At 71.0% G+C, this 25,356-nt stretch carries 18 protein-coding genes and 1 pseudogene; 10 read left to right on the top strand and 9 right to left on the bottom strand.

Annotated features, from left to right (window positions below; translation table 11 throughout):
* Positions 1-19: 19 nt before the first annotated feature.
* The 4 genes from POL72_RS25755 to POL72_RS25740 all read right to left on the bottom strand — a co-directional run bounded on the left by POL72_RS25755 (position 20) and on the right by POL72_RS25740 (position 3,228).
* Entirely contained in the window at positions 20-1,024 is a 1,005-nt protein-coding gene (locus POL72_RS25755) for a hypothetical protein (RefSeq protein ID WP_272098214.1), read from the bottom strand.
* A gap of 190 nt (positions 1,025-1,214) precedes the next feature.
* Positions 1,215-1,796: an ExbD/TolR family protein gene (locus POL72_RS25750; protein ID WP_020735583.1), complete on the bottom strand. Its 582-nt coding sequence runs from the start codon at positions 1,794-1,796 to the stop codon at positions 1,215-1,217.
* Between the two features lie 15 nt (positions 1,797-1,811).
* Positions 1,812-2,381: an ExbD/TolR family protein gene (locus POL72_RS25745; protein WP_272098213.1), complete on the bottom strand. Its 570-nt coding sequence runs from the start codon at positions 2,379-2,381 to the stop codon at positions 1,812-1,814.
* A 226-nt stretch (positions 2,382-2,607) separates the two neighbouring features.
* Complete coding sequence (locus POL72_RS25740; protein WP_231864858.1) at positions 2,608-3,228, bottom strand: MotA/TolQ/ExbB proton channel family protein; 621 nt, start codon at positions 3,226-3,228, stop codon at positions 2,608-2,610.
* Positions 3,229-4,239: 1,011 nt separating this feature from the next.
* On the opposite strand from POL72_RS25740, the gene POL72_RS25735 reads away from it, so the two are divergent.
* The 3 genes from POL72_RS25735 to POL72_RS25725 are packed head-to-tail and all read left to right on the top strand — an operon-like array spanning position 4,240 to position 6,074.
* Entirely contained in the window at positions 4,240-4,902 is a 663-nt protein-coding gene (locus POL72_RS25735) for a MotA/TolQ/ExbB proton channel family protein (protein WP_272098212.1), read from the top strand.
* A 3-nt stretch (positions 4,903-4,905) separates the two neighbouring features.
* Entirely contained in the window at positions 4,906-5,469 is a 564-nt protein-coding gene (locus tag POL72_RS25730; protein ID WP_272098211.1) for an ExbD/TolR family protein, read from the top strand.
* Positions 5,466-6,074 carry an ExbD/TolR family protein gene (locus POL72_RS25725; RefSeq protein WP_272098210.1) on the top strand — a complete coding sequence of 203 codons (609 nt, stop codon included), beginning with the start codon at positions 5,466-5,468 and terminating at the stop codon, positions 6,072-6,074. The genes POL72_RS25730 and POL72_RS25725 overlap by 4 nt, the downstream gene beginning before the upstream one ends.
* Before the next feature lie 168 nt (positions 6,075-6,242).
* Here the strand turns inward: POL72_RS25725 and POL72_RS25720 are convergent, their stop codons facing one another.
* The 3 genes from POL72_RS25720 to POL72_RS25710 all read right to left on the bottom strand — a co-directional run bounded on the left by POL72_RS25720 (position 6,243) and on the right by POL72_RS25710 (position 13,683).
* On the bottom strand, positions 6,243-9,572 hold the full coding sequence (locus POL72_RS25720; RefSeq protein ID WP_272098209.1) for a DEAD/DEAH box helicase: 3,330 nt from the start codon (positions 9,570-9,572) through the stop codon (positions 6,243-6,245).
* Between the two features lie 95 nt (positions 9,573-9,667).
* A complete protein-coding gene (locus POL72_RS25715; RefSeq protein WP_272098208.1) occupies positions 9,668-11,884 on the bottom strand; it encodes a sodium-translocating pyrophosphatase in 2,217 nt (738 codons plus the stop codon).
* A 173-nt stretch (positions 11,885-12,057) separates the two neighbouring features.
* Positions 12,058-13,683, bottom strand: a complete 1,626-nt coding sequence (locus POL72_RS25710; RefSeq protein WP_272098207.1) for a TolC family protein — start codon at positions 13,681-13,683, stop codon at positions 12,058-12,060.
* Between the two features lie 437 nt (positions 13,684-14,120).
* Between POL72_RS25710 and POL72_RS25705 the strand changes: the two genes are divergently transcribed.
* From POL72_RS25705 to POL72_RS25685, 5 genes and pseudogenes are all read left to right on the top strand, one after another.
* Positions 14,121-15,941 (top strand): c-type cytochrome, encoded by a 1,821-nt coding sequence (locus POL72_RS25705; RefSeq protein WP_272098206.1) that lies wholly within the window; start codon positions 14,121-14,123, stop codon positions 15,939-15,941.
* A 99-nt stretch (positions 15,942-16,040) separates the two neighbouring features.
* Complete coding sequence (locus POL72_RS25700; RefSeq protein WP_272098205.1) at positions 16,041-18,287, top strand: hypothetical protein; 2,247 nt, start codon at positions 16,041-16,043, stop codon at positions 18,285-18,287.
* 100 nt (positions 18,288-18,387) lie between these two features.
* Positions 18,388-20,001 (top strand): aldehyde dehydrogenase family protein, encoded by a 1,614-nt coding sequence (locus POL72_RS25695; RefSeq protein ID WP_272098204.1) that lies wholly within the window; start codon positions 18,388-18,390, stop codon positions 19,999-20,001.
* A gap of 24 nt (positions 20,002-20,025) precedes the next feature.
* Positions 20,026-20,802, top strand: coding sequence for a 5'/3'-nucleotidase SurE (surE, locus tag POL72_RS25690; RefSeq protein WP_272098203.1), 777 nt, complete (start codon positions 20,026-20,028; stop codon positions 20,800-20,802).
* Between the two features lie 41 nt (positions 20,803-20,843).
* A pseudogene (locus POL72_RS25685) lies at positions 20,844-21,445 on the top strand (adenine phosphoribosyltransferase).
* A gap of 4 nt (positions 21,446-21,449) precedes the next feature.
* Here the strand turns inward: POL72_RS25685 and POL72_RS25680 are convergent.
* Positions 21,450-22,664: a hypothetical protein gene (locus POL72_RS25680; protein ID WP_272098201.1), complete on the bottom strand. Its 1,215-nt coding sequence runs from the start codon at positions 22,662-22,664 to the stop codon at positions 21,450-21,452.
* A gap of 30 nt (positions 22,665-22,694) precedes the next feature.
* On the opposite strand from POL72_RS25680, the gene POL72_RS25675 reads away from it, so the two are divergent.
* Positions 22,695-24,044 (top strand): esterase/lipase family protein, encoded by a 1,350-nt coding sequence (locus POL72_RS25675; protein WP_272098200.1) that lies wholly within the window; start codon positions 22,695-22,697, stop codon positions 24,042-24,044.
* Positions 24,041-24,802 (top strand): uracil-DNA glycosylase, encoded by a 762-nt coding sequence (locus tag POL72_RS25670; protein ID WP_272098199.1) that lies wholly within the window; start codon positions 24,041-24,043, stop codon positions 24,800-24,802. The genes POL72_RS25675 and POL72_RS25670 overlap by 4 nt, the downstream gene beginning before the upstream one ends.
* Here the strand turns inward: POL72_RS25670 and grxD are convergent.
* A complete protein-coding gene (grxD, locus tag POL72_RS25665) occupies positions 24,799-25,113 on the bottom strand; it encodes a Grx4 family monothiol glutaredoxin (RefSeq protein WP_272098198.1) in 315 nt (104 codons plus the stop codon). The two genes, POL72_RS25670 and grxD, sit on opposite strands and share 4 nt — an antisense overlap.
* Positions 25,114-25,356 lie beyond the last annotated feature (243 nt).

The raw sequence follows: 25,356 nt of genomic DNA, 5'->3' as shown, positions 1-25,356 counted from the left end.
CCCCGGGGGCGGCGCGCCCTCACTGCGGCTCGGCGACAGCGGCCGTCGTGTCGCCCATCGCCTCGCGCACCGCGAGAGCGAGCGCGCAGCTGTTCGCCTGCCGCTGCCGCGCATCGAGCACGCTCCCCTCGATCGAGGGCGTCCCGCCGATGAGATTGCCGCTCGCTTCGCGGCGCACCCGCAGGATGGGCTTGCCGTCCGACAGCCGCCACACCCCGACCCGCGCCATGTGCGGCACGCCGAGCAGCGCCTCGGTGCTCGCCGCCCCCTCGGCCGGCTCGTCGAGGACGAGGAGGTAATACTGCGCCCGCGTGAGGAGCTCCGCCGCGAGCGGGACATCGTCTCGGATCGTGTCCTCGAAGCTGGACTCCAGCAGCCGCAGGCGGAGCTCGCTCGAGGCATCCTGTGCGTCACGCACCCACTCGTCCGAGAGGACCTGCATGGTCCGGTAGGCGACGCGCAGGTTGAAGGGCTGCGCGGGCCTGGAACAGCGCTCGGCCTCGTTGCAGTACTCGCCCGCGGGGCAGTCCCGCGTGCGCTTGCACTCCGCGCCGGCCAGCGGGTTCGGGTTCGGCACACGCAAGAGACACGCGGTGAACGCGTCGCGGAGCGACTGCTGCGCGTTCTTCCGGACGGCGTCGACGCCCGTGGCCTCGTCCACCCGGAGGCGGAGGTAAATACCCGCAAGCTCACGGAAATTCCACGTCTTGAGCGCTTCCCGATCCACGAGATCGGCGCCAGCGCTCCGCGCCAGATCGAGGGTCCAGCCCTCCACGCGCTCGCGCATGGGGAACCAGCGCGGGCCGAGCTCGACGGCGACCGCGCGCTGGCGCGCCATCAGCTTCTGGCGCGCGCTCTCCATCTGCCCCTGCGACCACTTCCAGTGGAGGATCGCCGAGACCGCCAGGACGAGGGCCGTGTAACCCCAGAACTTCGCCGGGGGCCAGCGCATCTTGGAGCGCGCCTCGCGCGCCTTGTAGACCGACGGCAAGCCGCGCTCGCGGGGCGGCTGTTCAGAGGACATAGCAGAGGCTCCACGCAGGAGGCCCCAGCCCGATCACCCGAGCAAGGCAGCCTCCTCCACGCGAGCCGCGTAGAGGCGAAGGCCGCGCCGAGCGCGCCGCTGGAGCCACCACGTTCCATGGTGACCGAGGCCGCCGGGGGTCGCCCGGCGTGCCCCATCCTTCTGTGCTCGATAGGTCAAGAAGCGGGGATCACTGCGACTTCGGGAGCTTGCTGACCATGAAGCTGACGTTCGGGTAACCGGCGAACGCCGCGGTCTGGAACACGCTCTTCACGACCAGCGCGGGCACGTTCTGATCGACCTGGAGGATGCACACGCCGGGGAACGGCTTGTTCGGCTGCACCTGCTTCCACAGCTCGCGCTTGTTCTTGAGCAGGTTGAAGAGCTCGTCGATCTTCTGAAGCCGCCCGAGCTCCTCGATCGCGCGGGTCGACCCGGCAAGGGCGCCGTCGACGAGGATCTGGTTGCCGTTCACGGCGACCATCGGCGCGTCGATGACGTCCTCGACGTTCTCCGCCTTCGGGAGCTTGACGTTCTTGTCGACGGCGATCTCGCCCGACGCCGAGAAGGACATCAGGAGGAAGATCACGGTCACGACGAGGAAGTCGATGAAGCTCACGAGGTTGAGCCCCGCGTTCGGGCTGCGAGCGCCGTGCCCGGACACCTTGTTCCACACGAACCGGAGCGGCACGCCCTTCATCAGCCGGCGGCCCGGCTGGTGGATCACGTGGGCGTGGGGGTTCTTGTGGTGCTTCGGATTGAACCTATCCATGTGCGCGCTCCTGCCTCAGCGGACCGAGAACGTCATGTTGAACACGGGGACCTGCTTGTTCCCATCGGGCAGCCGCATCTCGCGCTTGGGCGCGTAGAGCGCGTCGAGCACCGCGACGATCTCCTTGAAGGGCGTCCGGTTGTCGGTGTGGAGGATGGCCTGGTCGAGCTTCTTGTCGCTCGGGTCCCGGTGGCCGCCGTGGGTCTTCCACTCCTCCTCGATCCGCTTCGCCAGCTCGGGGTAGCGGACGATCTTCGAGCCCGCCTCGCCGATCTCGACGGGTGACTTGTTGACCTTGACCTCGTTGACCACCGTCGCGCCCTGCTTCCACACGAGCCCGAACTCGCTCTCGCCGATGTGCAGGTTCAGCACCTTCTCCGGCGTCTGCGGGGTGAGCTCCTTGTTCGGGTCCGGAGGGCCAGGGACCTGGGCGTCCGCGTTCATGCGCGAGTTGGTGACCCAGACCGCCGTGATCAACAGGAATGCAATCGTGACCATCAGCAGGTCGATGAACGGGATCATGTTGATATCGCTGTTCGTCGACCGCTTCTTGCCGCCACCGTCGCCGACGTCTACGCCGCCCATATTGCCTTCCCAACGTGAGCCTGAGCTCACCTATCCAAGTTGTTCCGGGGAACGCCCTGCCCGCAGCTCGCGGTGGGCCACCATGCTGGGTCTGACTTCGTCGCTCTTCCGAAGTTCCCGGGGCCCCGGCGGCGGAAGCCGCCGTCGGGGGCTTCGAGGCGCGAGAGCGGGCCCAGGCTGCATCGCGCGCGAAGGGCGCTCGACGACCCGGGCCCGCCGAGGACCATCAGGCAGCCGCCTGACCTACTGCTGCGACATTCACCTTCTGACGGTTCGCGACGACGAGGTTGAGGATCTGCACCGACGCCTCGTTGATGTCGTCCTCGATGTGCTGCGTCTTGCCGTTCAGCACGGCGAAGCCGATGAGGCCGATGATGGCCACGCCGAGGCCGAAGGCGGTGCAGTTCATGGCCTCGGAGATCCCGAGCGCGAGCACGCGGGCCTTCTGGCTGGGGTCGACCGACTCGCCGGCGACGGAGCCGAACGACTTGATGAGGCCCGTCACGGTCCCGAGGAGGCCCGAGAGCATCGCGAGGTTCGCGAGCAGCGCGAGGTACGAGGTGCGCGCCGAGATCTTCGGCAGCTCGCGGAGAGCCGCCTCGTCCATCGCCGCCTGGACCTCCTCGTCGGGACGGTTCACCTTGACGAGGCCAGCCTGGACGATGCGGGCGAGCGGGGCGTTCGCCGCCGAACACATCTTCACGGCCTTGGCAACGTCACCCGCCAGGATGCACTTCTGCATGGTGGCGAGAAAGACGTCCTTGTTGATGGACGAGCCGAACAGGTAGAGGGCGCGTTCGACGATGATGCCGATCGTGAGGATCGACCAGAACAGGATGGGCCACATACCCCACCCACCCTCTTTGAAAGCTTCATACGCTCCGTGCATTGCTTCTGTCCTCCAGTTCGCCTCGCGTCCCCGGGATGAGGTTTCGCGCAACTCGATCGGTTCCCTTTGTCAGACTCGTGTTGCCGAGGGGCGGCAGTCTTTCACTCACACGTAAAGACGGATGAGAGGCCTGTTTTTGCTTGGCGGCGCTGGCCGTGGACGGCGTGCTGCTGTCGCTCTCTGGCGAGATGCCCACGGGACGCTAGCCGAGCGGCGCTGACCTCTGCAAGAGTCCTGATCGTCTCTTCTGGTGCCGGCGCCCTGCGCCGTCCCAGCTCTCCCACCTGTCGTCCAAGACTGACTTCGCGTCGTCGCGCCAGGGGCCCTTCATGGCTCTGGGCGCGGCTCCCCGTTCACCGCAGAGCGTGCCGCCTTGTGGCCGAGCTACGCCGACGCGCCCGGGGGACTCGCGCATCTTCGCGATTGAGACCCGGCGCCGTCAAGAGAGATTTGGCCACACGTGAGCGCTCTGATACGGGCAAAACTTTACAACAATCGCGGGGTTATGTCATGATCGGCCGGGCGCGATGCGGGTCGACATGCGGCAGATCCCGCGAATTTCAGGGGGCGCAGCGCCCGCATGACCACCGCCGGCCCGATCGCGCGGCGCGGCAGCGCGAGCCGCATCACCCGAGAGCGAGCGCAGCGGCTCATCCGCCCCGGGGGACGCGGCATGGCGGAGCACGGTGGCCCGCTCGGACGCCGGCGGTCCGGGCGATTCAGGGGTCTCCGGACCTCCCTGTCCGGCCTCGACACCGCCGGCGCCCGTCCGCGTGGCCGGGGTGAGCTCGCCGTGAGATACGCTGGTTCTTGCGGGGATTTTCGGCGATCCCGGCCTCGCGGCTCGGGGCGCGGCAGCATCGCCGAGCTTGCGCACGGGATCGGGCGGCAGTTATAGTCGCCGCGCCTGGAGATTGTCGGGCTTCTGACGACGCTGAGAAAGGGACTTCGAGGATGCGTCATCTGCTGATGTTGGCGGCCGAGGGTGGTGGCGAAGGTGGGATGTGGGAGGCCATCAAACACAATCCGACCTTCCTGATCGCGAACCTGGTCGTCTCCGCGGTCGTGGTGACCATCATCATCGAACGAACCGCGTTCCAGCTCGGACGCTACCGCGTGAACTCCAAGGAGTTCTTCGCGCAGGTCAAGAAGCTGGTGGCGGCCGGCAACATCGACCGCGCCATCAAGCTCTGCGACGCGAGCGACTATCCGATCCTGCAGCTCGTCAAGGCCGGCCTGACCCACGCGAACAAGGGGGCCGACGAGATCGACGCCGCCCTCAGCGAGAAGCTGTCCGAGCTGAAGCCGGCCGTGGAGAAGCGCATCGGCGCCCTGTGGTCGCTCGCGAACATCGCGACGCTGATCGGCCTCATCGGGACGGTCTCCGGCCTGATCAACACGTTCGCCTCCATCGCCGCCCAGGGCCTCTCGCAGGCCGACAAGCAGCGGATGCTCTCGAACGGCATCGCGGAGGCCATGTACAACACGGCGTTCGGCCTCGCCATCGCGGTGGTGTGCATGATCGCGCACGTGCTCCTCCACACCCGCTCCAAGAACATCCAGCACGATCTCGAGTCGACGACGGAGCGCGTGTTCAACCTGCTCACGATCAGCAGCAAGCCTGGCTACTAGCCCATGGCGGACCCGCAAGACGTCCCGCTCAGCTCGGCGCAGCGATCGAAGATCCGGCGCCTGTCGCAGCCCAAGGAGCCCGAAGCCGGGGAGGAGGCCGGCGAGCTCAACGTCGTTCCGTACCTCGACATCATCACGAACATCCTCATCTTCGTGCTCGCCAGCGTGTCGGTGACATTCGTGTCGTCAATCGACACGACGCCGCCTTCCATCGGCGGGGGCAAGGTGCGCAGCGAGCTCTCCAGCAAGGCGTTGAACCTCTCCGCGTTCATCACCAGCCAGGGGATCTCGCTGAAGACGTCGAGCGGCAACATCGCGACCGGCTGCCAGGACGTGGGCGGCGGGGTCACGGTGCCGAAGGTGAACGATGGCTATGACTATCCCGCCCTCACGGCGTGCGCGAAGCGCCTCAAGAACGCCCGCTCCGAGTTCAAAGAGGAGACGCAGGTGACGATCACGGCGAACCCGGGCATCGACTACAAGACGATCATCGACGTGATGGATGCGCTGAGGAGCGACGACGGGGAGGTGCTGTTCCCGGAGGTCCACTTCGGGGTGGCCCGATGAGCGCCGAGCAGCGACCTGCCCCGCGGCCGAGGGCGAGCGTCGTCCGCTACAAAGCGGCCCTCCGGAAGGCGATCCGAAGGAACCGGCGGGAGCCCGAGATCGACTTCTTGAACATCACGGCGATGCTCGACCTGATGACGATCATCCTCGTCTTCTTGCTGAAGAGCGTTGGATCGTCGGCGGCATCCATCCCGCAGTCGAAGGATCTCACCCTGCCGAAGTCGGTGATGCAGGCCGAGCCCTCCCAGGAGGGTGTGGTCGTCATCGTCTCGAAGTCGCAGATCCTGGTCGGCGAGGATCCGACCCCGATCGTCATGCTGCCCAACCGCGAGCAGCTCGCGCAGTCGGGCGTCGACGCAAAGTACAAGCGCAGCGGGCCGAACGATCTCTACATCGTGCCGCTGGCGAACGCCCTGTCCCACGCGCGCGAGACGGACAAAGCCATTCGCGCGGCGAAGGGGCTCGATCCGTCGTCGTCGGAGGCGATCATCGTCGCCGACGCGACCACGCCGTACCGCCTCCTGATCGAGGTCCTGTTCACCCTGGGGCAGAGCGAGTTCGGCAAGTACCACCTGATGGTCCTGAGCGGCAGCCGCAAGCCGTAGCCATCCTTCCCCGCCCTGCGGTGCCCAAAGCCCCCCATGACGGCCACTCCGAGCGCCGTCATGGATCCACCCGTGCTCCCATGAGGGAGGGGCGCGCTCCCCTGCGCGCCCCCATGGATCGGCCGGTGCTCCGCGACCGGCGCGCTCCCCCTGCGCGCCGTCGTTCGTTCAGTCCACCGCGAACAGCTCTTCCAGGTCGGCCTTGGTGAGCTTCTTCGCGCCGCCGGCGTCCTCGCTGAGGACGGACGCGACGAGCTGGCGCTTCTTGTCCTTGAGCAGCAGGATCTTCTCCTCGATCGTGCCCTCGGCGATGAGCCGATAGGCCGTCACCACCTTCGTCTGACCGATGCGGTGGGCGCGGTCCGTGGCCTGCTGCTCGACCGCCGGGTTCCACCACGGATCGAAGTGGATGACCGTGTCGGCCGCGGTGAGGTTCAGGCCGGTGCCGCCCGCCTTGAGGCTGATGAGGAAGACCGGCACGCTCGGATCGCTCTGGAAGCGCTCGACGCGCTCCGCCCGGTCCTTCGTGGAGCCGTCGAGGTACTCGTAGGCGACTCCATCCTCCTTCATCGCCTTCTCGATGAGCCTCAGCATCATCACGAACTGGCTGAAGACGAGGACCTTGTGCCCGCCCTCGACGGCGTTCGCGATGAGCTCCCGGACCGCGACGAGCTTGCCCGAGTCGTCGTCGCCGAACTCCCGCGGCAAGCCGAGCAGCCGCGGGTCGCAGGCCGCCTGCCGGAGGCGGGTGAGGCCGGCGAGGATCTGCAGCTGGCTCTTCGCGAGGCCGACGCGCTCGACCTCGCCGAGGACCTGCGCCCGCACCTCGCGCGCGACCTGCAGGTAGAGCGCCCGCTGCTCGCCCGTGAGATCGCAGATCTGATCCATCTCGATCTTCTCGGGAAGATCCTTGGCGACCTCCTGCTTCGTGCGGCGCAGGATGAACGGGTGGATGGCGGCGCGCAGGCGCTGCGCGGTCTTGTAGTCGCCCGCCTCGATCGGGCGCGAGAAGCGCGCCTCGAACTTGTCGAGCGAGCCGAGCAAGCCCGGCGAGACGTAGTCGAAGATGGACCAGATCTCCGAGAGCCGGTTCTCGATGGGCGTGCCCGTCAGCGCGAGCCGGCGCTTCGCGCGGAGCCGCTTGGCCGCCGCGGCGGTGGCGCTCATCGGGTTCTTGATGTGCTGCGCCTCGTCGAGGATGGCGTAGCTCAGGTCGAGCTGCGCGAGGAAATCCTCGTCGCGACGGAGGAGCGCGTAGCTGGTGATCACCACCTCCGCGGCCTTCACCTCGTCGATCTGGTCCTTGCGATCGGCGCCGTGCCAGAGGGCGACCGACAGCGAGGGCGCGAACCGGGCGAGCTCGCGCTCCCAGTTCGTGACGACGCTCGTCGGGGCGACGATCAGCGCGCGCATGTGCTTCTCCTCCTGCTTGACGGCGAGCAGGAGGGCGAGCGTCTGGACCGTCTTGCCGAGGCCCATGTCGTCGGCGAGCACGCCGCCCGAGCCGATGTCATGGATGAACTTGAGCCACGAGAGGCCCGCCTCCTGGTAGGGGCGGAGCGTCGCCTTCAGGTTCCTGGGCCGCTTGGTGCTGCCGATCTCGTCGATGTTGCTGAGCTTCTGGAACAGCTCGCGCGCGGACGCGGTCACGCTCGATCCGCTGGCGTGCTGGAGCAGCTCGTGCACCCGCCCGGCCTGCGCGAGCGGCAGCCGGCCGCTCTTGCCGGCCGCCATCATCAGCTCGACCTCGCGATCGAGCATCGCGCGCACGGCGTCGGGATCGAACGCGGCGAACGACCCGTCCTCGAGGCGGACGTAGCGCTTGCCCTCGGCGAGGCAGCGGCGCAGCTCGTCGCGATCGACGCCGACGCCCTCGCTCTCGAAGCTGAGCTTGACGTTCAGCCAGTCCATCCCCGAGGTGACCTTGGCGAACACGCCGATGGGCCTGCCGCGCACCTGCGTGTCGACGAGATCCTCGGGGACGAAGAGGTCCCAGTCGTCGGGGAGCTCGGCGAGCCCCTCGGTCCAGAAGGTGAGCGCCTGGTCGCCGTTCGCGATGAAGCCCTGGCCGGTCTCGTCCGGCTTGAGCCCGAGGGCGAGCAGCTTGCTCGCCGCCTCCTGCTGCGCGGCGATGTCCACGCGGATGCAGCGGGCGCGCTTCATCCCCTCCTCGGGCGGCTGAATGAGCACCGGGGGCGACATGCCGTCGGCGCGCACGGCGACCTCGGCGTCGCCGTAGGCGGCGGTCAGCGTGACGCGCGCCTCGATGAGCGAGCCGCCCGCGCGCATGCGGAACGTGGGCACGAGATCGACGACCTCGGCGATCTGGTTCAGGTCGGGCAGCTCCGCGCCGACCTCGAGCGCGATCTTGGGCAGCCCCTGCATGATGATGCGGGCCAGCTCGCTCATCGGCTCGCCGATGGTCGGCGAGCGGAGCAGGCGGCGCATCGCCGCGGGGGAGACGCGCTTGTCGATGCGGCGCGCGAGCCCCTCCTGCGTGTCGATGTGCCAGCCCGGCCAGCCCTCGAACCACCCGCCCTGGAGCAGCGAGAAGCGGCGCTTGTCGTTCCCCCGCTCGAAGCTCGTCTTGACGATGATGGTGTCGCCGCCGACGGTCTCGAGATCGAAGCGCGGCCGCAGGCTGTCGTCGCCGAAGCGGAGCTGCATCAGCGCCGGCTCGAGCAGCACGCGCTGGCCCTCGAGCAGCGGGAGCAGCTCGGCCACGTCCTCGCCGCGGATGTCGACGGCCGGGTGGCGCGGGTTACCGCTCTCGAACCGGGCGAGCAGCCGGAGGGCGTCGCGATCCGGCGTCGGATAGAGCGCCTGCCAGGCGAGCGCCGCGGAGGGCAGCACCGGGACGCGCGCCTCGGCGTCGAGGACGGTGACCGTCAGCGCCCCCTGCCGCACGTGGAGGCGGAACTCCACGCGCCGTGCCCCGGTGACGCCCTCGGGCGGAAGCCAGGCGCCGATCCCGGTCTGCTTGGCCGTCGCGTCCAGGACCGGCGCCGCGAGGGCGACGGGTGAGCCCGGCGGCCCGTGGGTGCCGACGACGGTCGGGACGGGCGCCGCCGGCGTGATCGCCAGGCGGCCGCGGCGGTCGCGCCGGCGCACGCGCTTCAGGGCGTCGCCGCCGGCGTGGGCGGTCTGCGGGACGAGCGCCGGGATCGGCGGCTCGCGCCGCGGCTGCGCGCCGCGCGCCTGGTCGCGGATGCTGATGAGCAGCGCCGCGACGTGCTTGCAGTGCTGCCCAGCCTTCTGGAACGCAGGACAGGAACACTGCGACTGGATGCCATCGGGCGAGAGCTCGACCTTGACCGGATACGGCTCGGAGTCGGCGGCGCGGACGGTGCCGCTCGCCATCGTCTCGTTGATGGAGATGTCCTCGACGACGCGGCGGCGGAAGTACTCCAGCCCGCGGAGGAAGGTGCGGGCGCCAAGCAGCCTTCGCAGGCCACGATCGCTGAGGGTAGAGAGTGCGTCGGAGATCGGAGGCGGCACGTCGTGGGCTCGGGATACGGGTGCGGCGGCTATTCGCCGGGATGGGTCGGGTGAACGGGATCTCTTGGCAAATCCCGCTGGGTGAAGAACCGTCATCAGATGAAGAACGGCAAGAACACGATGGTCACGGCGGGGAGCATCTTGATGAGCACGTGGATCGCGGGACCGGCCACGTCCTTGAGCGGATCGCCGATCGTGTCGCCAACGACGGCGGCACCATAGGTGGGGTTGTCCGCCCGCGCCCCCGTCTCGTCGACAAGGTAGCGCCCACCGTGCGCGCCGGTCGCGATGTACTGCCTCGCATTGTCCCAGATCGCCCCGGTATTCCCCAAGAAGAGCGACCCGAGGACGCCTGCGACCGTCCCGGCCATGATCAGGGCCGCGACTGAATCGGCCGCGACCAGAGGATTATCTTCCGTCCTTGCAAAGCGCAAGGCAAGTCCCACGACGACGGGCACCGCCACGGAGACGAGGGCCGGCGCGATCATGTGGCGCAGCGCTGCCCGAGAGACCATCTCGACGCAGGGCTCGTGGTCGCCGACGAAACCCGGCGGACGGGCCCGGGCCTGGCGCCTCACTTCGTCGAGGACACGTCGGCCAGCCTGGAGGACGTTGCGAATGCAGCGGCCGGCCAGCCAGAAGACAAGGAGGATCCCGACCAGGGCGCCGAGATAGACCTCGGGCCGGTCGAGGCGCAGGACCATCGCGGTCGTCTCGCCGCGGATCGGCGCGCTCGACGCCAGAGCGCGGCGCCGGGACTCATCGAGGTAGCCCGCGACGAGCAGCAGCGAGGCGAGCGCGGCCACCCCGGCCGTGTACGCCTTCGTGAGCGCCTTGGTCGTGTTCCCGACGGCATCGAGCACGAGGGTGCGGCCACGCACGTCCGGCCGCTCGCGGGCGACGGTCACGGCGACGATGCCGCCCGCGTTGTCCACGATGGGGCCGAACGCATCCATGGCGAGGACGTAGCCCGAGGTGCCCAGCATCCCCATCGTCGCGACCGCGGTGCCGAACAGGCCACCCCCGGCGAGCCCGGAGCGGGCGCCGAGCAGGTAGGAGCCGAAGGTGGCGCCGACGACGACCAGGAGCGGGAGCACCGAGCTCTCGAGGCCGATGGCGAGCCCGCGCAGCACCGCCATCGCGGAGCCGCTGCGCGCCGCCTCGGCGAGCTCGCGCACCGGGCGGTGCCGCTGCTCGGTGTAGTACTGCGTGACGTGCAGCACGCCGATGCCGGCGACGATGCCGATCACGCCGCACGCGAAGAAGACGACCCAGTGGGCGTCGAGCAGCCACTTGGCGGCCCCGGCGATGCCGACGGCGTGGAGGGTGGCCGTGACGTAGAGACCCCGCACGAGGGCGTTGAAGGCGTCCTCCCGGTCGTCGGTCTTGACCACCATGACGCCGAAGAGCGTCGCGATGAGGCCGAACGCGCGGCTGACGAGCGGGAAGAGCACGACGGCGAGGGCGCTCGGGAGCCCGGCGTTGTTGCGGAAGAGCATCGCGCCGACCACCATGGCGCCCGCGTTCTCGGCGACGGTCGAGGCGAAGACGCCGGCCGCGCGCCCGGCGCAGTCGCCGACCGTATCGCCCGCCAGGTCGACGATCGTGGCCGGGTTCTGGAGGTCGTCCTCGTCGAGCCCGACCTCCGCGCCGGCGAGGTCCGCGCCGAGGTCGGCCGCCTTGGAGAAGGTGCCGCCGCCGAGCTGCGCCATCAGGGCGGCGAAGGAGGCGCCGAGCGGGTAACCGGCGATGACCCAGGGGATGGTCGGGGCGAGCGCGAGCGCCTCGGCCGGCTCGGCGCCGAAGCCGCCACGGAACGCGAGGACCGCGGCGAACAGGCCGCCGAGGCCGAGCAGGCTCATGCTCGCGACGAAGAGCCCCGAAACGGCGCCGCCGCGGAGGGCGATCTGCAGCGCGAGATCGAGCGAGCGGCGGGCGCCGCTCGCGGCGCGCACGCTGGTGCGGGGCGCGATCCAGGTGGCGACGCGGCCGGTCGCGACCGCGCTGGCGGCCCCGACCGCGAACGAGAGCGTCAGCCAGACACCGAGCTCCAGCGCTGGCACCGGGTTGTTCTCCCCGGCGCGCCGGAGGAGGCCGTAAGCGAGGAAGATGGCGCCGCCGAGCATCGCCGAGACCGCGCCGATCACGCTGCTCTGGCGGCGAAAGTACGCCTCCGCGACCCCCTGGATGATCGCGGCAACGCGCAGCATCTCGGGCTCGACCGCGGGGCGTGCGACGACCCAGCGAGCGAGGTAAGCCGCAAAGGCGAGCCCGAGCAGGCCGCCGCTGAGGGTGAGCGCAAGCTCCGTCATGACGGGCGGACCGGGCGCGCACCGTGGACGCGCTACCTCGGCCGGTGAGGGATGATGCGGGTGGTTGCCGCGGTATCGACAAACGCGCCGCAGGAACCCGCGCTGCAGCGGCGCACGCCTTCCCTACTCCGGCCAGGTGGGCCGTGCAAGCGAAGAAGACGCGCGCGGCCGGGTCATTTCAGGTCCTTCGCGTCGCGCCCGACGACGTGGTCCAGCCGGGTCTTGGCGACGAGCGCGCCGACGCGCGCGTTGAGCTGCTGGAGCCGCGCGCGCGTCACCTCGCCCTCGGCGTCGACCACGTCGACGCTCGTGGCCCGTCCTGCCCGGAACAACTCGGACCTGACGCGCATCGACTCCGCGGCCGCCGCGAGCTGGCGCTCTGAAGACTCGATGCTGCTCGAAGCCTTGCTCAGCTCCGCATACGCCGAGGCCACCTCGAGGCGGAGGGCGTCGCGCAGCGCGGCCTTCTGCTCCGCGATCTGCGTGGTGCGGGCGTTCGCCTCGGCGGAGGCGCCCGCGGTGGTGAAGATGTCGTTGACGACCCACGTGGCGCGGACGCCGGCGGACCATGTCATGGCGAACTTGTCCTGCGTCGGGAAGATGCGCTGGTTGGGGTTCGCGTAGGTGAGATCGGCGAACCCGTCCACGCGCGGGAAGTAGCCGGCCCTCGCGACCGCCTCGGCCTTCTCGAGCGAGTACTGCGTCTCGTCGAGCGCGCGGATCTCGAGGCGCCTCTGAAGCGCCTCCTGCACCAGCGCCGGGAGCGCCTCGGCGGGCGGCTTCGCAGGCGCGCTGCCCATCACGTCGATCCCCAGCGTGAGCGGCCTTTCCTGCCCGGCGCCGAGCGCGATCCGGATCTGGTCATCCGCGACCAGGAGCGCGGCTTGAGCCTCGTTGAGCACCTGCTCCGCGCCGGCCACCTGGGCCTCGAGCCGGAGCACGTCGGCGCGCGAGAGCAGGCCCACCTCGAAGGTGCGGCGCGCGTCCTCGACGTGCGCCCTCGCCTGAGACACCGCCTCACCTGCCACGACGACCTGCCCCTTCACGCGGACCCAGTTGAAGAAGGTGACCTTCGCGTCGGCCGCGGCCTGCAGCGTCTCCGCCTGGAGCTCGAGCTTCTTCGCGCTCTCCGCGTGGGACGCGGCGGCGTATCCCTGCGAGATGCGGAACACGTAGTCCGAGATGGGGACGGCAAGATTCGCCGTGAGCGAAATGCTGTTGAGAGGCGCCGGAAAGGACAGGGAGGCGGCCCCCACCGGCCGCCCCGCGCTGTCGACGACGCACTGGCCTTGCACGTCGGGCGGACATGGACCGACCTTGATCAACCCTTCGCTGCTCGCGCCGACGATGCCACCGCCTCCGAGCCCCGCGCTCTCGACCTCGGAGAGGCGCGTGTAGGTCGCCGTCGCAGTCAGCCGGGGAAAGAAATTGACCATGGCCTGGTCGACCTTCGCCGACGCCGCGCGGAGATCGGCCTGCTTGGCGCGGAGCGACGCGCGCGTCTGCAGCGCAGCCTTCGCGACATCGTCCGGCGTCAGCCCTCCCGGCTGCGGCGCGAGGGCCGTGGCGAGCGGATCGGCCTTCGGCGCCGCCGGCTGGGCCGCAGCGACGGCAGGCTGCGGTTGGCCCGCGGGAGGAGGCGCCGGGGCGGGCGGCGGGGTGACCGGCTGCGGTGCCGCCGGTCGGGGAGCGGCCGGCTGCCCCGCAGCCGGTGAGGCGATGAGCCCGAGGGCGAGCAGCCCGGCGAGCGTCGAAGCCAGCGAGATGCTGCGTCGAGACGAGGGTGCGGTGCTTTTCATGACCGGTGGGTCACTTATGGGCGGCGAGAGCACCCGTCAAGTCACAGGCGATCCCACGCATCGCGTCTCGGCGATCGCTCGCCTCGCCGTCTGGCGAAGGTGACCGGGCAGCCCGCGCTCTCGGCGCACGGCGTGCTTGCGCCCCGGGCCCGCGTGATGCCGTGACCGCGCCGCGCACCGTCCTGGGCCGCGCCGGACACGATGGTCTGGCGCGCTCGTCATGCCGTGCCGCAATGGGCCACGACAGCAGGGACGTCATCGCCGATGCGCAGCACGGGACCCTCGCCAGACGCGCCATCCAACCCCGTTCACGCGCGTTATGGACGGCAGGAATACGTCGCTCTCTCCGCGGCAACACGTATTGCCGCGCGCAATCGGATGGAAGAACATCGAATGAAGTGGCCGCCATCTTGCTTGGCGGCGGACCGGAGGCCCTCATGCATAGACTGCTTGCGTCGCGCCGCAGCTTCTCCCCGTTCCTCGCCATCCTTGTGATCGGATCATCCTTTGCCGCCTGCGCTCCGTGGGAGCTCGGTGAGGACGACACCCCCGACATCGGTGATCCCGGGAGCGTCGCGGTCGCGGCGGAGCCGCCGCCCGCCATCAGCGGCGGAACGCTCGCCGTGAGCAAGAGCGCCCTCCGGGCGGTGGCCGCGGATCCGGATCGCGACCGGGTGTGGATCGTCGATCTCCAGGCGCAGAAGCTGACCGCGGAGATCGCCCTGCAGAAGGGCGACGAGCCGGGCAGGGTCGTCGAGGACGACGCGGGTCGCTTCCACGTCGCGCTCCGCCGCGGCGGCGCGATCGTGACCGTCGACGCGGACAGCGGGACGATCGTCGACAGGCGCGACGTGTGCCCGGCCCCGCGGGGGATCGCCTACGATGCGCAGACCGACGAGCTCCACGTCGCCTGCGTCGGCGGCGAGCTCGTCACGCTCCCGGCCGGTCCCGGCGCGGCGACACGCCGCCTGAAGCTCGATCGCGATCTGCGCGACGTGGTCGTGGACGGGGATCGCCTCCTGGTCAGCAAGTTCCGGTCTGCCGAGCTGCTCACCATCGGAGCGGACGGCGCCGTCATGGAGCAAAAGAAGCTACCGAAGTTCAACCTGTTCGGGCAGGAGTTCGCGCCGACCGTCGCCTGGCGGACGATCAAGCTGCCGACAGGCGGTGTCGCGATGGTCCACCAGCGCGCCTTGATCGCGCCGGTCGAGATCGTGGAGGGGGGCTACAGCTCCGGCGGATGCGATGGGAGCGTCGTCCACAGCACGGTCTCGGAGGTCGGGACGCCCGACTCCGACGGCCAGCCGAACCTGGCCGCTGCCCTCCCCTCCGCCACCCTGCCGGTCGATGTCGCGGTGTCCGATGACGGCCTCTCGTATGCGGTCGTCGCGGCCGGCAGGAGCGAGATCCTCGTGACCAGCAGCGCGAACTTGAACGTGGCGAAGGGTGCCCCCGAAGGGACCTGCATCGAGGCGGAGCAGCGCGTCGCCGTGGAAGGCGAGCCCACGGCCGTCGCGTTCGCTGGCAGCTCCGTGGTGGTCCAGACCCGTGAACCGGCGGGCCTCCAGATCCTCGGGGAAATCAACGCCACCGGCAACCGCGTCACCCAGGTCATCACGCTCCCCGGGGAGAGCCGGAAGGATACCGGCCACGAGATGTTCCACCGGAACGCGTCCGGACCGATGGCCTGCGCGTCGTGCCATCCCGAGGGAGGCGAGGACAGCCATACCTGGGTCTTCAACCCCATCGGCCCGCGGCGCACCCAGTTCGTCAGCGGCGGCATCCTCAACACCGCGCCGTTCCACTGGGATGGCGATATGTCCGGTATCGAAGCCATCATGGACGAGGTCTTCGAGCGCCGCATGGGCGGCATGCACCAGGGACCGCGCCGGGTGAAGGTCTTCGCGCGGTGGATCGACAGCCTGCCCGCTCCGCCGGTGTCGTCGGCGCCCGACGCGGAGGCCGTCGCGCGCGGCGACGCGCTCTTCCACGACAAGGCCGTCGACTGCGCGAGCTGCCACGCGGGCGCTCAGCTCACGAGCAACGAGTCGTTCGACGTCGGCACGGGAAAGCCCTTCCAGGTGCCGTCGCTGGTCCGCATCGGCGCGCGCGCGCCGTTCATGCACGACGGGTGCGCGCCGACGCTGAAGGACCGGTTCACCAACCCCGCCTGCGGCGGCGGCGACCGGCACGGCAAGACGTCCCACCTCTCGGACGCCCAGCTCGACGATCTGGTCGCCTACCTCGAGACCCTCTGACCCTCTTCCGGCGGGATTTTCGGCTGGTGAGCCCGCCTGATCGCGCCGCATCACCGCGAATGATGTAACGAGCGCCGAGCCGCGATATGCTGGCGCGGCGTGAACGTCGCCGAAAAAGTCGCCACCCTCGAAGGGCTCCTCCACCGGGTGCAGCGGAACGCCGCTGCGCCTCGTACTCGGGCGCAGCTCGCGGCCTCCGCCGAGCTCGTCCCGCATCGCGGCGAGGCGCCCGGCGCCATCGCCAACGACACGGCGGGCGCGGCCTCGCCCGACCCCAGGTTCAGCTCGACGGAAACGTCGCCGGCGAACGAAGCACGGACGGCGGCGGCGGCCAGCGCGGTCGCAGCGAGCGGACCGTCTGCGCCGCGCTCCCTCGAGCCCGTCCTCGACGACGTCGGTGGCATCGACGCCTTTAGCCCGGCGGCCGATGCGCGCCAGATCGCCGCGCAGGCGCCGCAGACCGCGGCGGCCAGCGCCGCGAAGCAGCCCGCAGCTGCCGCGAAGGCGCCGCAGCAATCTCCGGCGAAGACGCCGCCACAGCCGCCGGTAAAGGCGCCCGCAGGGGCCACGCCCGCGGCGAGCGGGGTCAAGGCGGGGGCCGTCAAGCCGGCCGCGGCGACGCCGGCGCGCAACCCTGCGCCGCCTCCCAGCTCACCCGGGAAGCCGGTCGCGAGGCCCGCCGCATCGCTCGATCTCCCGCGAGCTGACGCGGGTCCCCCCGCCGGCGCTCAGGAGACCTACCGCCCGCCCGCGGAGGCCGCCGAGCTGAAGCCGAGAGAGGCAGCCAGAACAGCGGCCAAGGTCACGGCGCCCGCTGCCAGGTCAGGTGCCCAGGCCAAGGATGCGCCCGCTGCAGCGGTGCCCCCGGCCCGGGGCTCCAGCCCGCGCGCAGAGACGAAGCCGTTCTTCCCTCACGAGGACGTCGCCGCGCGGCCCAAGGTGGCGGAGAGCGACAGCGAGCTCTCGTTCGCGGGGCTCCTCCCCGACGAGCCGGAACCCGGCCAGAGGCCCGCAGCAGCGCTGAAGCTCCCGGCCGAGCGAAGGCCGACGCCGGATGCCGAGGCGCGCGCGGAGCGCAGATCCCTGCCCGACCGCGCGGAGGCGCACGCCACGACCGCGTCGCGCGCCGCGGACGACGCCCCGACGCTCGAGGCGGTCACCGCCCGCGCGCCGTCGTCCTCCGGGGAGCCGGTCACCCCGAAGGCGCCCGATCAGATCGCCGTCGCCACCCGGCGCGCGATGGGGGAGCCTGCCAGCGAGCAAGAGTTCAGCCGCGAGATGGTCGACGATGAACCGACCGTGATCCGCGGCATGCTCGAGGACGAGCCCACCGTCATTCGTTCCCGCCCCGAGGGCCTCGAAGACGAGGAAACGGCGGTCCGCTCCGCGCGGTCCGAAGCTCAGGCCATCGCGCGCTCGGTCGCGGAAGAGACCGGCGCTGCGTCGCCCGGAACGCTGTCCAGAGACGCCAGCGACGAAGCGGATCGCAGGTCCAGGCCGAAGGCGGCCGACCGTGACCTTCTCCCGAAGGTCATCACCAAGGATCCGCCCCTCCCGGCCGACAAGGACGTGAAGCCTTCCGACCACGTCACGACGCGGCCGACCGCGGACGCCGGCATCACCGTGCGCCCGCCGCCGCGCCCGCGCTCTCCCGTGGGCCTCGTGATCGCAGCCGTGGCGCTCCTCGTGGGCGGCGCAGCGGTCGCGTACAAGCTCGGCGTGTTCGGCTCCGAGCCCGCTCCCCTCCCCAACGTCGCCCCCGACACCACGTCTCCCGGAGCGACCCAGAGCGCAACCGAGCAGCCGCCGACCACCGCGCCGACGCCGACCGCTGCGCCCACCGAGACGGCGCCCGCTGCACCGTCCGCGGTCGAGACCGCGACGCCGGCGGCGAGCGCTGCGCCCGAGGCGAGCGCTGCCCCCGAAGCGAGCGCCGCGCCCGAAGCGAGCGCTGCGCCGGCCGCAGGCAAAGCCGAGGATCTGCCGTCAAACCGGGGCCACCTGACGGTCAACTCGCCAGAGCGAGCGTCGGTGTATGTGAACGGCTCGCTCGCCGGAAGCACCGGAGAGACGCTCGATGTGCCTTGCGGGACGCGTTACGTGCGGCTCGGTAAGCTGACGACGGAGAAGACGTCGACCCCCGCATGGCTCTCCGCCGGTCAGGCGGTCATCGTCGGTTGCCGCAAGCAGACGGTCGTGTCGATCACGCCCTCCGCGGCGAGCCCGGCGCCCGACCGGCCCACGAAGCGGAAAGGCAGCGCCGCCGGCACCGCCACCCCGGACGGTGAGGGCGCTGCGCCCGCTCCCGCCGAGGAGACTGCACCGACGCCTGATCCCGCTCCGTAGAAACCCGCGCCCCCGGCCCGTCCGGTCGGGGCCTGCTCCCTTGGGGTCACCGCATGCCCCATGCAGAGGGACAGGGGCGCGGTGCTAGGCTCCGCGCCCCATGAATTCCGAGACGACTCCCCTTCCCCACGACGCCGGCGCCGCAGCTGGCGACGCATCGTCGTCAGCGTCCGTCAGGGTGGCGAGCTCCGGTCCCTTCCCTCTGCGCAGCCCGGCAGGGGGAGCGCCGCTCGACGACGTGGCGGAGACAGAGCTCGGCGCCCTCGCGACGATCGTCGCCAGAGCGCGGGCGGCGCAGGTCGCCTGGGCCGAGGTCCCGATCAGGGAGCGCGCCGAGCTCGTCGCGCGCGTCAAGAAGCGCCTGCTCGCGCGGGCCGAGGAGATCGCGACGCTCGTGCACCGCGAGTGCGGCAAGCCGATCGAGGAGGCCGCGCTCGCTGAAGTGCTCCCGAACGCGGATCTCATCGACTACTGGACCCGCTCCATCGAGGAGCTCCTCGACGACTCCCCCGTCGCGCTCGACCCGCTCGCCTACCCCGGCAAGGTCGGGCGCATCCAGAGGGATCCTCGCGGCGTCGTCGCGCTCATCACGCCCTGGAACTACCCTGTCGCGATCCCGCTGCGCACGATCGTGCCGGCGCTGCTCGCGGGCAACGCCGTGGTCTTCAAGCCGAGCGAGGTCACGCCGCGCTCCGGCGCGCTCGTCACCTCGCTGTTCGACGGGCTGCTCCCGGACGGCGTCCTCGCCGTCGCGCAGGGCGGCAGCGACCTCGGCGCCGCGCTCGTCGGAGCCGGCGTCGATCTCGTCGTCTTCACCGGCAGCGTCGCCACTGGCAAGAAGATCGCCGTCGCGTGCGCCGAGCGCCTCATCCCGACGTCGCTGGAGCTCGGCGGGAAGGACAGCGCCATCGTGCTCGGCGACTGCGATCTGGAGCGCGCCGCGCGCGGCGTCCTCTGGGGCGCCTTCACGAACGCCGGACAGAACTGCGCCTCCATCGAGCGCGTCTACGTGGAGCAGGCGATCGCGGACCGCTTCATCGCGCGCGTCGTCGAGCTCACGGGGCAGCTCCGGGCCGGCGTCGACGTCGGCGTGATGACGACGGCGAGGCAGGCGGAGCTCGTGCGGCATCAGCTGGAGGCGGCCGTCGAGGGCGGGGCGGAGATCCTCGCAGGCGGCGCGCCGGAAGAGGGCTCGCTCGCCTTCCCGCCGACGGTCCTCAAGGTGGAGCGCGAGGACACGCCGCTGCTCCGGGAGGAGACCTTCGGCCCCGTTCTTCCCGTCATCGTGGTGAAGGACGCCGAGGAGGCGATCGCGCGCACCAACGCATCCCGCTTCGCGCTCACGACCAGCCTCTGGACCCGCGGCTACGAGCGGGCCCACGCGCTCGCGCGACGGCTGCGCTCCGGCGTGGTGACGATCAACAACCACGGCTTCACGGGCGCGCTCCCCGCTGCGCCGTGGACGGGGGCGGGAGACAGCGGCTACGGCGTCACGAGCAGCCCACACGCGCTCGCGGAGCTGACGCGGCCGCGCTTCTTGCTCGAGGACCGCAGCAGGGCGAAGAGCGAGCTGTGGTGGTACCCTTATACGCCCGCGCTCCGGACCGTCGCCTTCGCGATGGCGCGGGCGCGAGGTGGAGCCGCATGGTTCGGCCGCATCAGCGCCCTCGTCGAGCTCGTCGCCGCGCTCGCGAGGCGCTTGCTCGGCCGCTGATCCAGAGACCCATCGAGCGAACGCATGCGCCCTCTGATCCTCCTCTCCAACGATGACGGCTACTCGGCCCCGGGCCTGATCGCGGTGCGGGACGAGCTCGCCCAGCACGCCGACGTGGTGGTGTGCGCCCCCGCGGTCAACCAGAGCGCGACGAGCCACTCCCTGAGCCTGCACCGCGTCCTCCGGCTCCTGGAGGCTGCGCCTGGCGTGTTCGCGGTCGACGGGACGCCCGCCGACTGCATCTACGTCGCCCTTCACGCCGGCGCGCGCGTGCTGCCGCGGCGCCCCGATCTGGTCGTGTCGGGCATGAACCACGGGCTCAACTTGGGCGCCGACATCTTCTACTCGGGCACCGTGGCCGCCGCGCGAGAAGGAGCGCTCCGCGGCGTCCCGTCGATCGCGCTCTCCGCCGATGCAGGCGCGTCGCTCCCGGCCGCCGCGGCGCTCGGCGTCAAGCTCGCCCTCGCCCTCCACCGCGCCGCCGGGCAGGAGGGGCGCCGGCCAGCGCCGCTGCTCAATGTCAACATCCCTGCGGGCAGCAGCTGGCCCGTGCGAGCCACTCGCATCGGCGCGCGCTTGTACACAGAAGAGGTGATCTTTCGCCGGGATCCGCGCGGGCACGAGTACCTCTGGATCGGCGGCGCGGGCGTACGCCACGACCTCGTCCCCGGCTCGGACACCGAGGCCTACGACGAAGGGGCCGTCAGCGTCACGCCGCTGACGCTCGACCTCTTCGCCGCGCAGCACGAGGGCATCGCAGGCCTCCTCGCCGCGGAGCTCAACGACGGCCACGTCGCCTGACGTAGCTCGCATCGCGACGCGTGGAGCGCTTTCCGGCTCGAATGCGCTCGCCTAGGCTCGCGTCATGTTCAATCACGACGCCCTGCCCTCCGAGCACGCGCTCCGTTACCTCAAGGCGCACCTCCGGAACGTCCCGGATTTTCCGAAGCCCGGGATCCTCTTCAAGGACATCACGCCGCTCCTCGCGGATCCGCGGGCGCTCCACATCACGCTGGATCTCCTGGCCCAGCGCTTCGTCGGCGAGCACGTCGACGTCGTGGTCGGCGTCGAGTCGCGGGGCTTCATCTTCGGCGGCGCGCTGTCGGCCCGGCTCAACGCCGGCTTCGTGCCCGTGCGCAAGCCCGGCAAGCTCCCGGCCGCGACCGATCGCGTGGCGTACGCGCTCGAGTACGGCACGGCAGAGCTCGAGATGCACAAGGGCTCGATCAGGCCGGGGGCCAGGGTCCTCATCGTGGACGACCTGCTCGCTACCGGCGGCACGGCCTCGGCCGCGGCGGAGCTCGCGCGCAAGCAGGGCGGCGAGGTCGCCGGCTTCGCCTTCGTCGTCGAGCTCGATTTCCTCGGCGGTCGGGCGCTCCTCGCGGAGCGCGCCGGCGACGCGGCGCCGGTCTTCTCGATCGTTCACTTCGCCGCGGGCGAGTGAGCGTTCACTCCTGGCCCACGCCGACCTGCAGCTTGCGCGCGACGGTGCGGCTCGCGGTCGTCGCCCGGGTCGGCCCGCCGACGGGGAACGTGATGACGACCGCGCCCGTGCCGCCCTTCGTGATGCCCCCGCCGTGCGCCCCCACCAGCTTGCCAAGGCTCGCCGCGTCGAGCGAGGCGCCGGCGCCGCGCAAGGCGTCGATCGGCCCCACCCCTGGCAGCGCAGCGAGCGCCCCTCGATCGACCGCCGACATCTCGGCGAAGAGGCCGGACGCATAGACGAGCGCCGTCGCCGCCGCGGCCGGATCCGAGCCGCGGAACCAGGCGCCTGCGTCGTGGTAGGGCAGGTGCGCGCAGCGCGCGTACAGGGCGCCCAGCGCCGCGGCGGACGCGTCGGCCATGCGATCGCCGAGCGCGACGAAGCGCGCCCGGTGCGCGGGATCGAAGTATGCCCGCGCGTATCCGCCGGAGAAGCGCGCGGTGATCGCGCGCCACGACGGCGAGCGCTTCGCCTCTTCCGCGTCGAACCCGGGGACGATCTCCACGACCCCGTCGGTGATCGCGGCGAGATCGGCGTCGGCGCCCGCCGTCAGCTTGCCTTGCGCGATGAGCGCGCCCAGCCCCACGGACTCGGCGGTCAGGGCTGGAGGTTCCCCGGCGCCGGCGGCGACCTCCGCTGCGGCGGCGCCGCGCGGCATCGCCAGCCAGAGCTCGGCGGCCCAGCCCGCGAGCTCGAAGGGCCCCATGGAAGCGCCGGCGTAGATCCGCTTGCGCGCGGCCTCGCACGTGCGCGCGTTCCGCGCCGCATCCTCGCCGGCGGTCGTCTCCGGCTCTGTGGGCGAGGCGGCCGGGGCCTCGCGCGATCGGAACATGCGCGACGCGAAGAGCGCGCCGACCACCACGAGCGCGATCACGCCGACGGGGATCACGAGGTGCCGCGCTGGCCGGACCCGGGCGGCCGGCGCTGGCGGCGCGAGCGAGCTCACCGCGCGGTGCGCCTGAGCGAGCCGCCGCGCGATGTCGGACGCCTTACGCGTGCGCAGCTCTTGCGGCAGAAGCGGCCACTGCTCGACCAGCTGCTCCAGATCAATGGCCACGGGCGCACCGCGCCCACGCAGCGCGATCTGGCGCCCCTGCACGCTCACCGAGCCTGATGTTCCAAACAGGCCCAGGGCCTCCTGTACAGCCGCCTCGATCTCCCGCGCGCTGGGGTCGTCCACGCTCGCAGGGTAGCCGGATTTGCGGCCGGCATGCCGCCGCTTCTTCACGCCGCCCGGCTGCCGTGGCCGCAGGCGCGGGCGGCGATGGAAATGCCGCGGAGGGCCGGCGGGCATGTCACATTCCCGCGCGTGCAGAAGACGCGCGTCTACCTGTCGCCGGGCATGTTCGGCTTCGCGACCCTCGCCTCCCTCGAGTATTTCGAGCACTTCATCCGCGCGATCGAGGAGCGGTTCCGCGATCGCGGCCGGATCGTCGAGATCCACGTCTGCGAGGTCCACCCGACGGCCTCCATCCTCCGCCGGGCGGCGAAGCTCGCCCGCCTCGTCGACGAGAGCGCCGGAGACGATGACGGCCCTATCCACATCGTAGGCCACTCGACCGGAGGCCTGGACGCCCGCCTCGTCGCTTCGCCGACGGCGCGGCTCCCCGGGAACGCTCATCGCAGGCTCGGCTGGACGAGCCGGCTGCGGTCCGTCACCACCATCAACACGCCTCATTTCGGCACCCCGCTCGCCGCCTTCTTCGCCACGGTGAGCGGCCAGCGCCTGCTCTACGCCGTCACCGCGCTGACGGTGGCCGGCCTCAAGCTCGGCGCGCCTCCGCTCGCGGCCGCGTCGGCGCTGGTCGCCGCCTTCGGCCGGGCGCAGCTCGGCTTCTTCGAGATCGAGCTCATCGATCGCGCGGTCGAGAGCTTCATCCGCGTGCTCGACGACGCGTCGAGCCGCGAGCTGCGCGCCTGGCTGAAGCTCTTGCGCGACGACCAGGGCGCCATCGTCCAGCTCATGCCCGAGGCGATGGATCTGCTCCACGCCGGCCTCGAGGACCGCGCAGGCTTGCGGTACCAGAGCGTCGCGACGTACGCGCCACGCAACGCCGTCCGTGACTGGGTATCGGCGCTCCGGTCGCCGTGGGGGGCCATGTCGGCTGCCATCTTCACCGCGCTGTCGAACATCACCGCCCGCCTGAACGAGCACTACCCTTGCCGCTCCCATGACGGCTCGATCGAGCAGAAGCTCGCGCGCGTGCTCGGCGAGCTGCCGCCGCCGGACGCCAACGACGGCGTGGTCCCGCTCGCCTCGCAGGTCTGGGGGGAGCTCATCTGGGCCGGCAAGGCCGACCACCTGGACATCGTCGGCCATTTTCCGGGCAAGGGCGGGCACATCGACTGGCTGGCGAGCGGAGCCCGCTTCAATCGCCTGCGCTTCGACGCGGTGCTCGACCGCATCGTGACCGGGATGGTGGCCGGCGAGCAGGGCGGCCTGGCAGAGCACGCGGCGGCGCCGCCGCGCCCGCTCGCTGACGCGCGCGCGTCGGAGCGCGGCGTAGACCTCGAGCAGACCAGCGCCTCGACGAGCGCGCGCGGCGAGCCCGCCGCGTGAGCCGCGGCGGCGCGGCGCGCGCGCTCGCTCAGATCACGGCGGAGCTCGTCGAGTGCCGGCGCTGCCCGCGGCTCGTCGCGTGGCGCGAGGACGTCGCGCGAGAGAAGCGGCGCGCTTACCGGGACCAGACCTACTGGGGCCGCCCTGTGCCGGGCTTCGGCGATCCGGACGCGCCGCTCGTGATCGTCGGGCTCGCCCCGGCGGCGCACGGCGGGAACCGCACCGGTCGCATGTTCACGGGCGATCGATCGGGCGACTTTCTCTACGCGGCGCTCTATCGAGCGGGGCTCGCCTCGCAGCCGACGAGCACCTCGCGCGACGATGGGCTCTCGCTTCGGGGCGTGTTCATCACCGCCCCCTGCCATTGCGCCCCCCCGGACAACAAGCCCACGATCGCCGAGCTCGCGGCGTGTCGTGGGTGGATCGACCGAGAGCTCGCGGCGCTGCATCGGGCGCGCGTCTACCTCGCGCTCGGCAAGATCGGCTATGACGCCGTCGGCGCGCTCGCCCGGGCACGCCGCGCGTCCGCGGGGGATCGCGCGGAAGCTCACCCACGCCTGCCGCCGTTCGCGCACGGCGTGGAGGCGTCGATCCCCGATCCGCGCGGCGGCGCCGCGGCGGCGCTGCTCTTCGGCAGCTATCACGTCAGCCAGCAGAACACCCAGACGGGGCGGCTCACCGGCGACATGTTCGACGAGGTCCTGCGCCGCGCGGTGAGCGCAGCAGGGCTTCGCGCCCCCGAGCGATCCGGACGTTAGCTCTGGTTCGACAGGAGCTTCTGCAGATCGCCCGACTGGAACATCTCCATCAGGATGTCGGAGCCGCCGACGAACTTCCCGTCCACATAGACCTGCGGGATCGTCGGCCACTGCGAGTAGTCCTTGATCCCCTGGCGCAGCGAGGGGTCGGACAGCACGTTGACGTCCTTGAAGTCCACGCCGCACTTTTTCAGGATGTCGACGGCCCGCGCCGAGAACCCGCATTGCGGGAAGGTCTTGGTGCCCTTCATGAAGAGGACGACGCGGTTGCTCTCGACGGTATCCTTGATTGCCTGGTGGATGTCGCTCATGGCTCGTTCCTGATCTCCCGCCGCGAGCGGGATCGCCCATTGTTCAATCTACACAGAAGCGGCGCGTGACCGCCGGGCCGCACGCCGTGGCGTCCGGCGGGGCTCGCGACGGGACCGCACTTGGCTCGCCAAGCGGACCACGTGACCGCCCCGCCCCGCGCGCGGTTGTGAACGGGGTTTCTGGTGTCGCCCTCCGCCCGCGTCAACTGGACTGGAGCGCCGCAGGGGTCTCATGGAGCGCCG

The sequence above is a fragment of the Sorangium aterium genome, assembly GCF_028368935.1.
Classification (GTDB): Bacteria; Myxococcota_A; Polyangia; order Polyangiales; family Polyangiaceae; genus Sorangium; species Sorangium atrum.
This window is presented reverse-complemented; position numbering and strand designations above follow the sequence as displayed.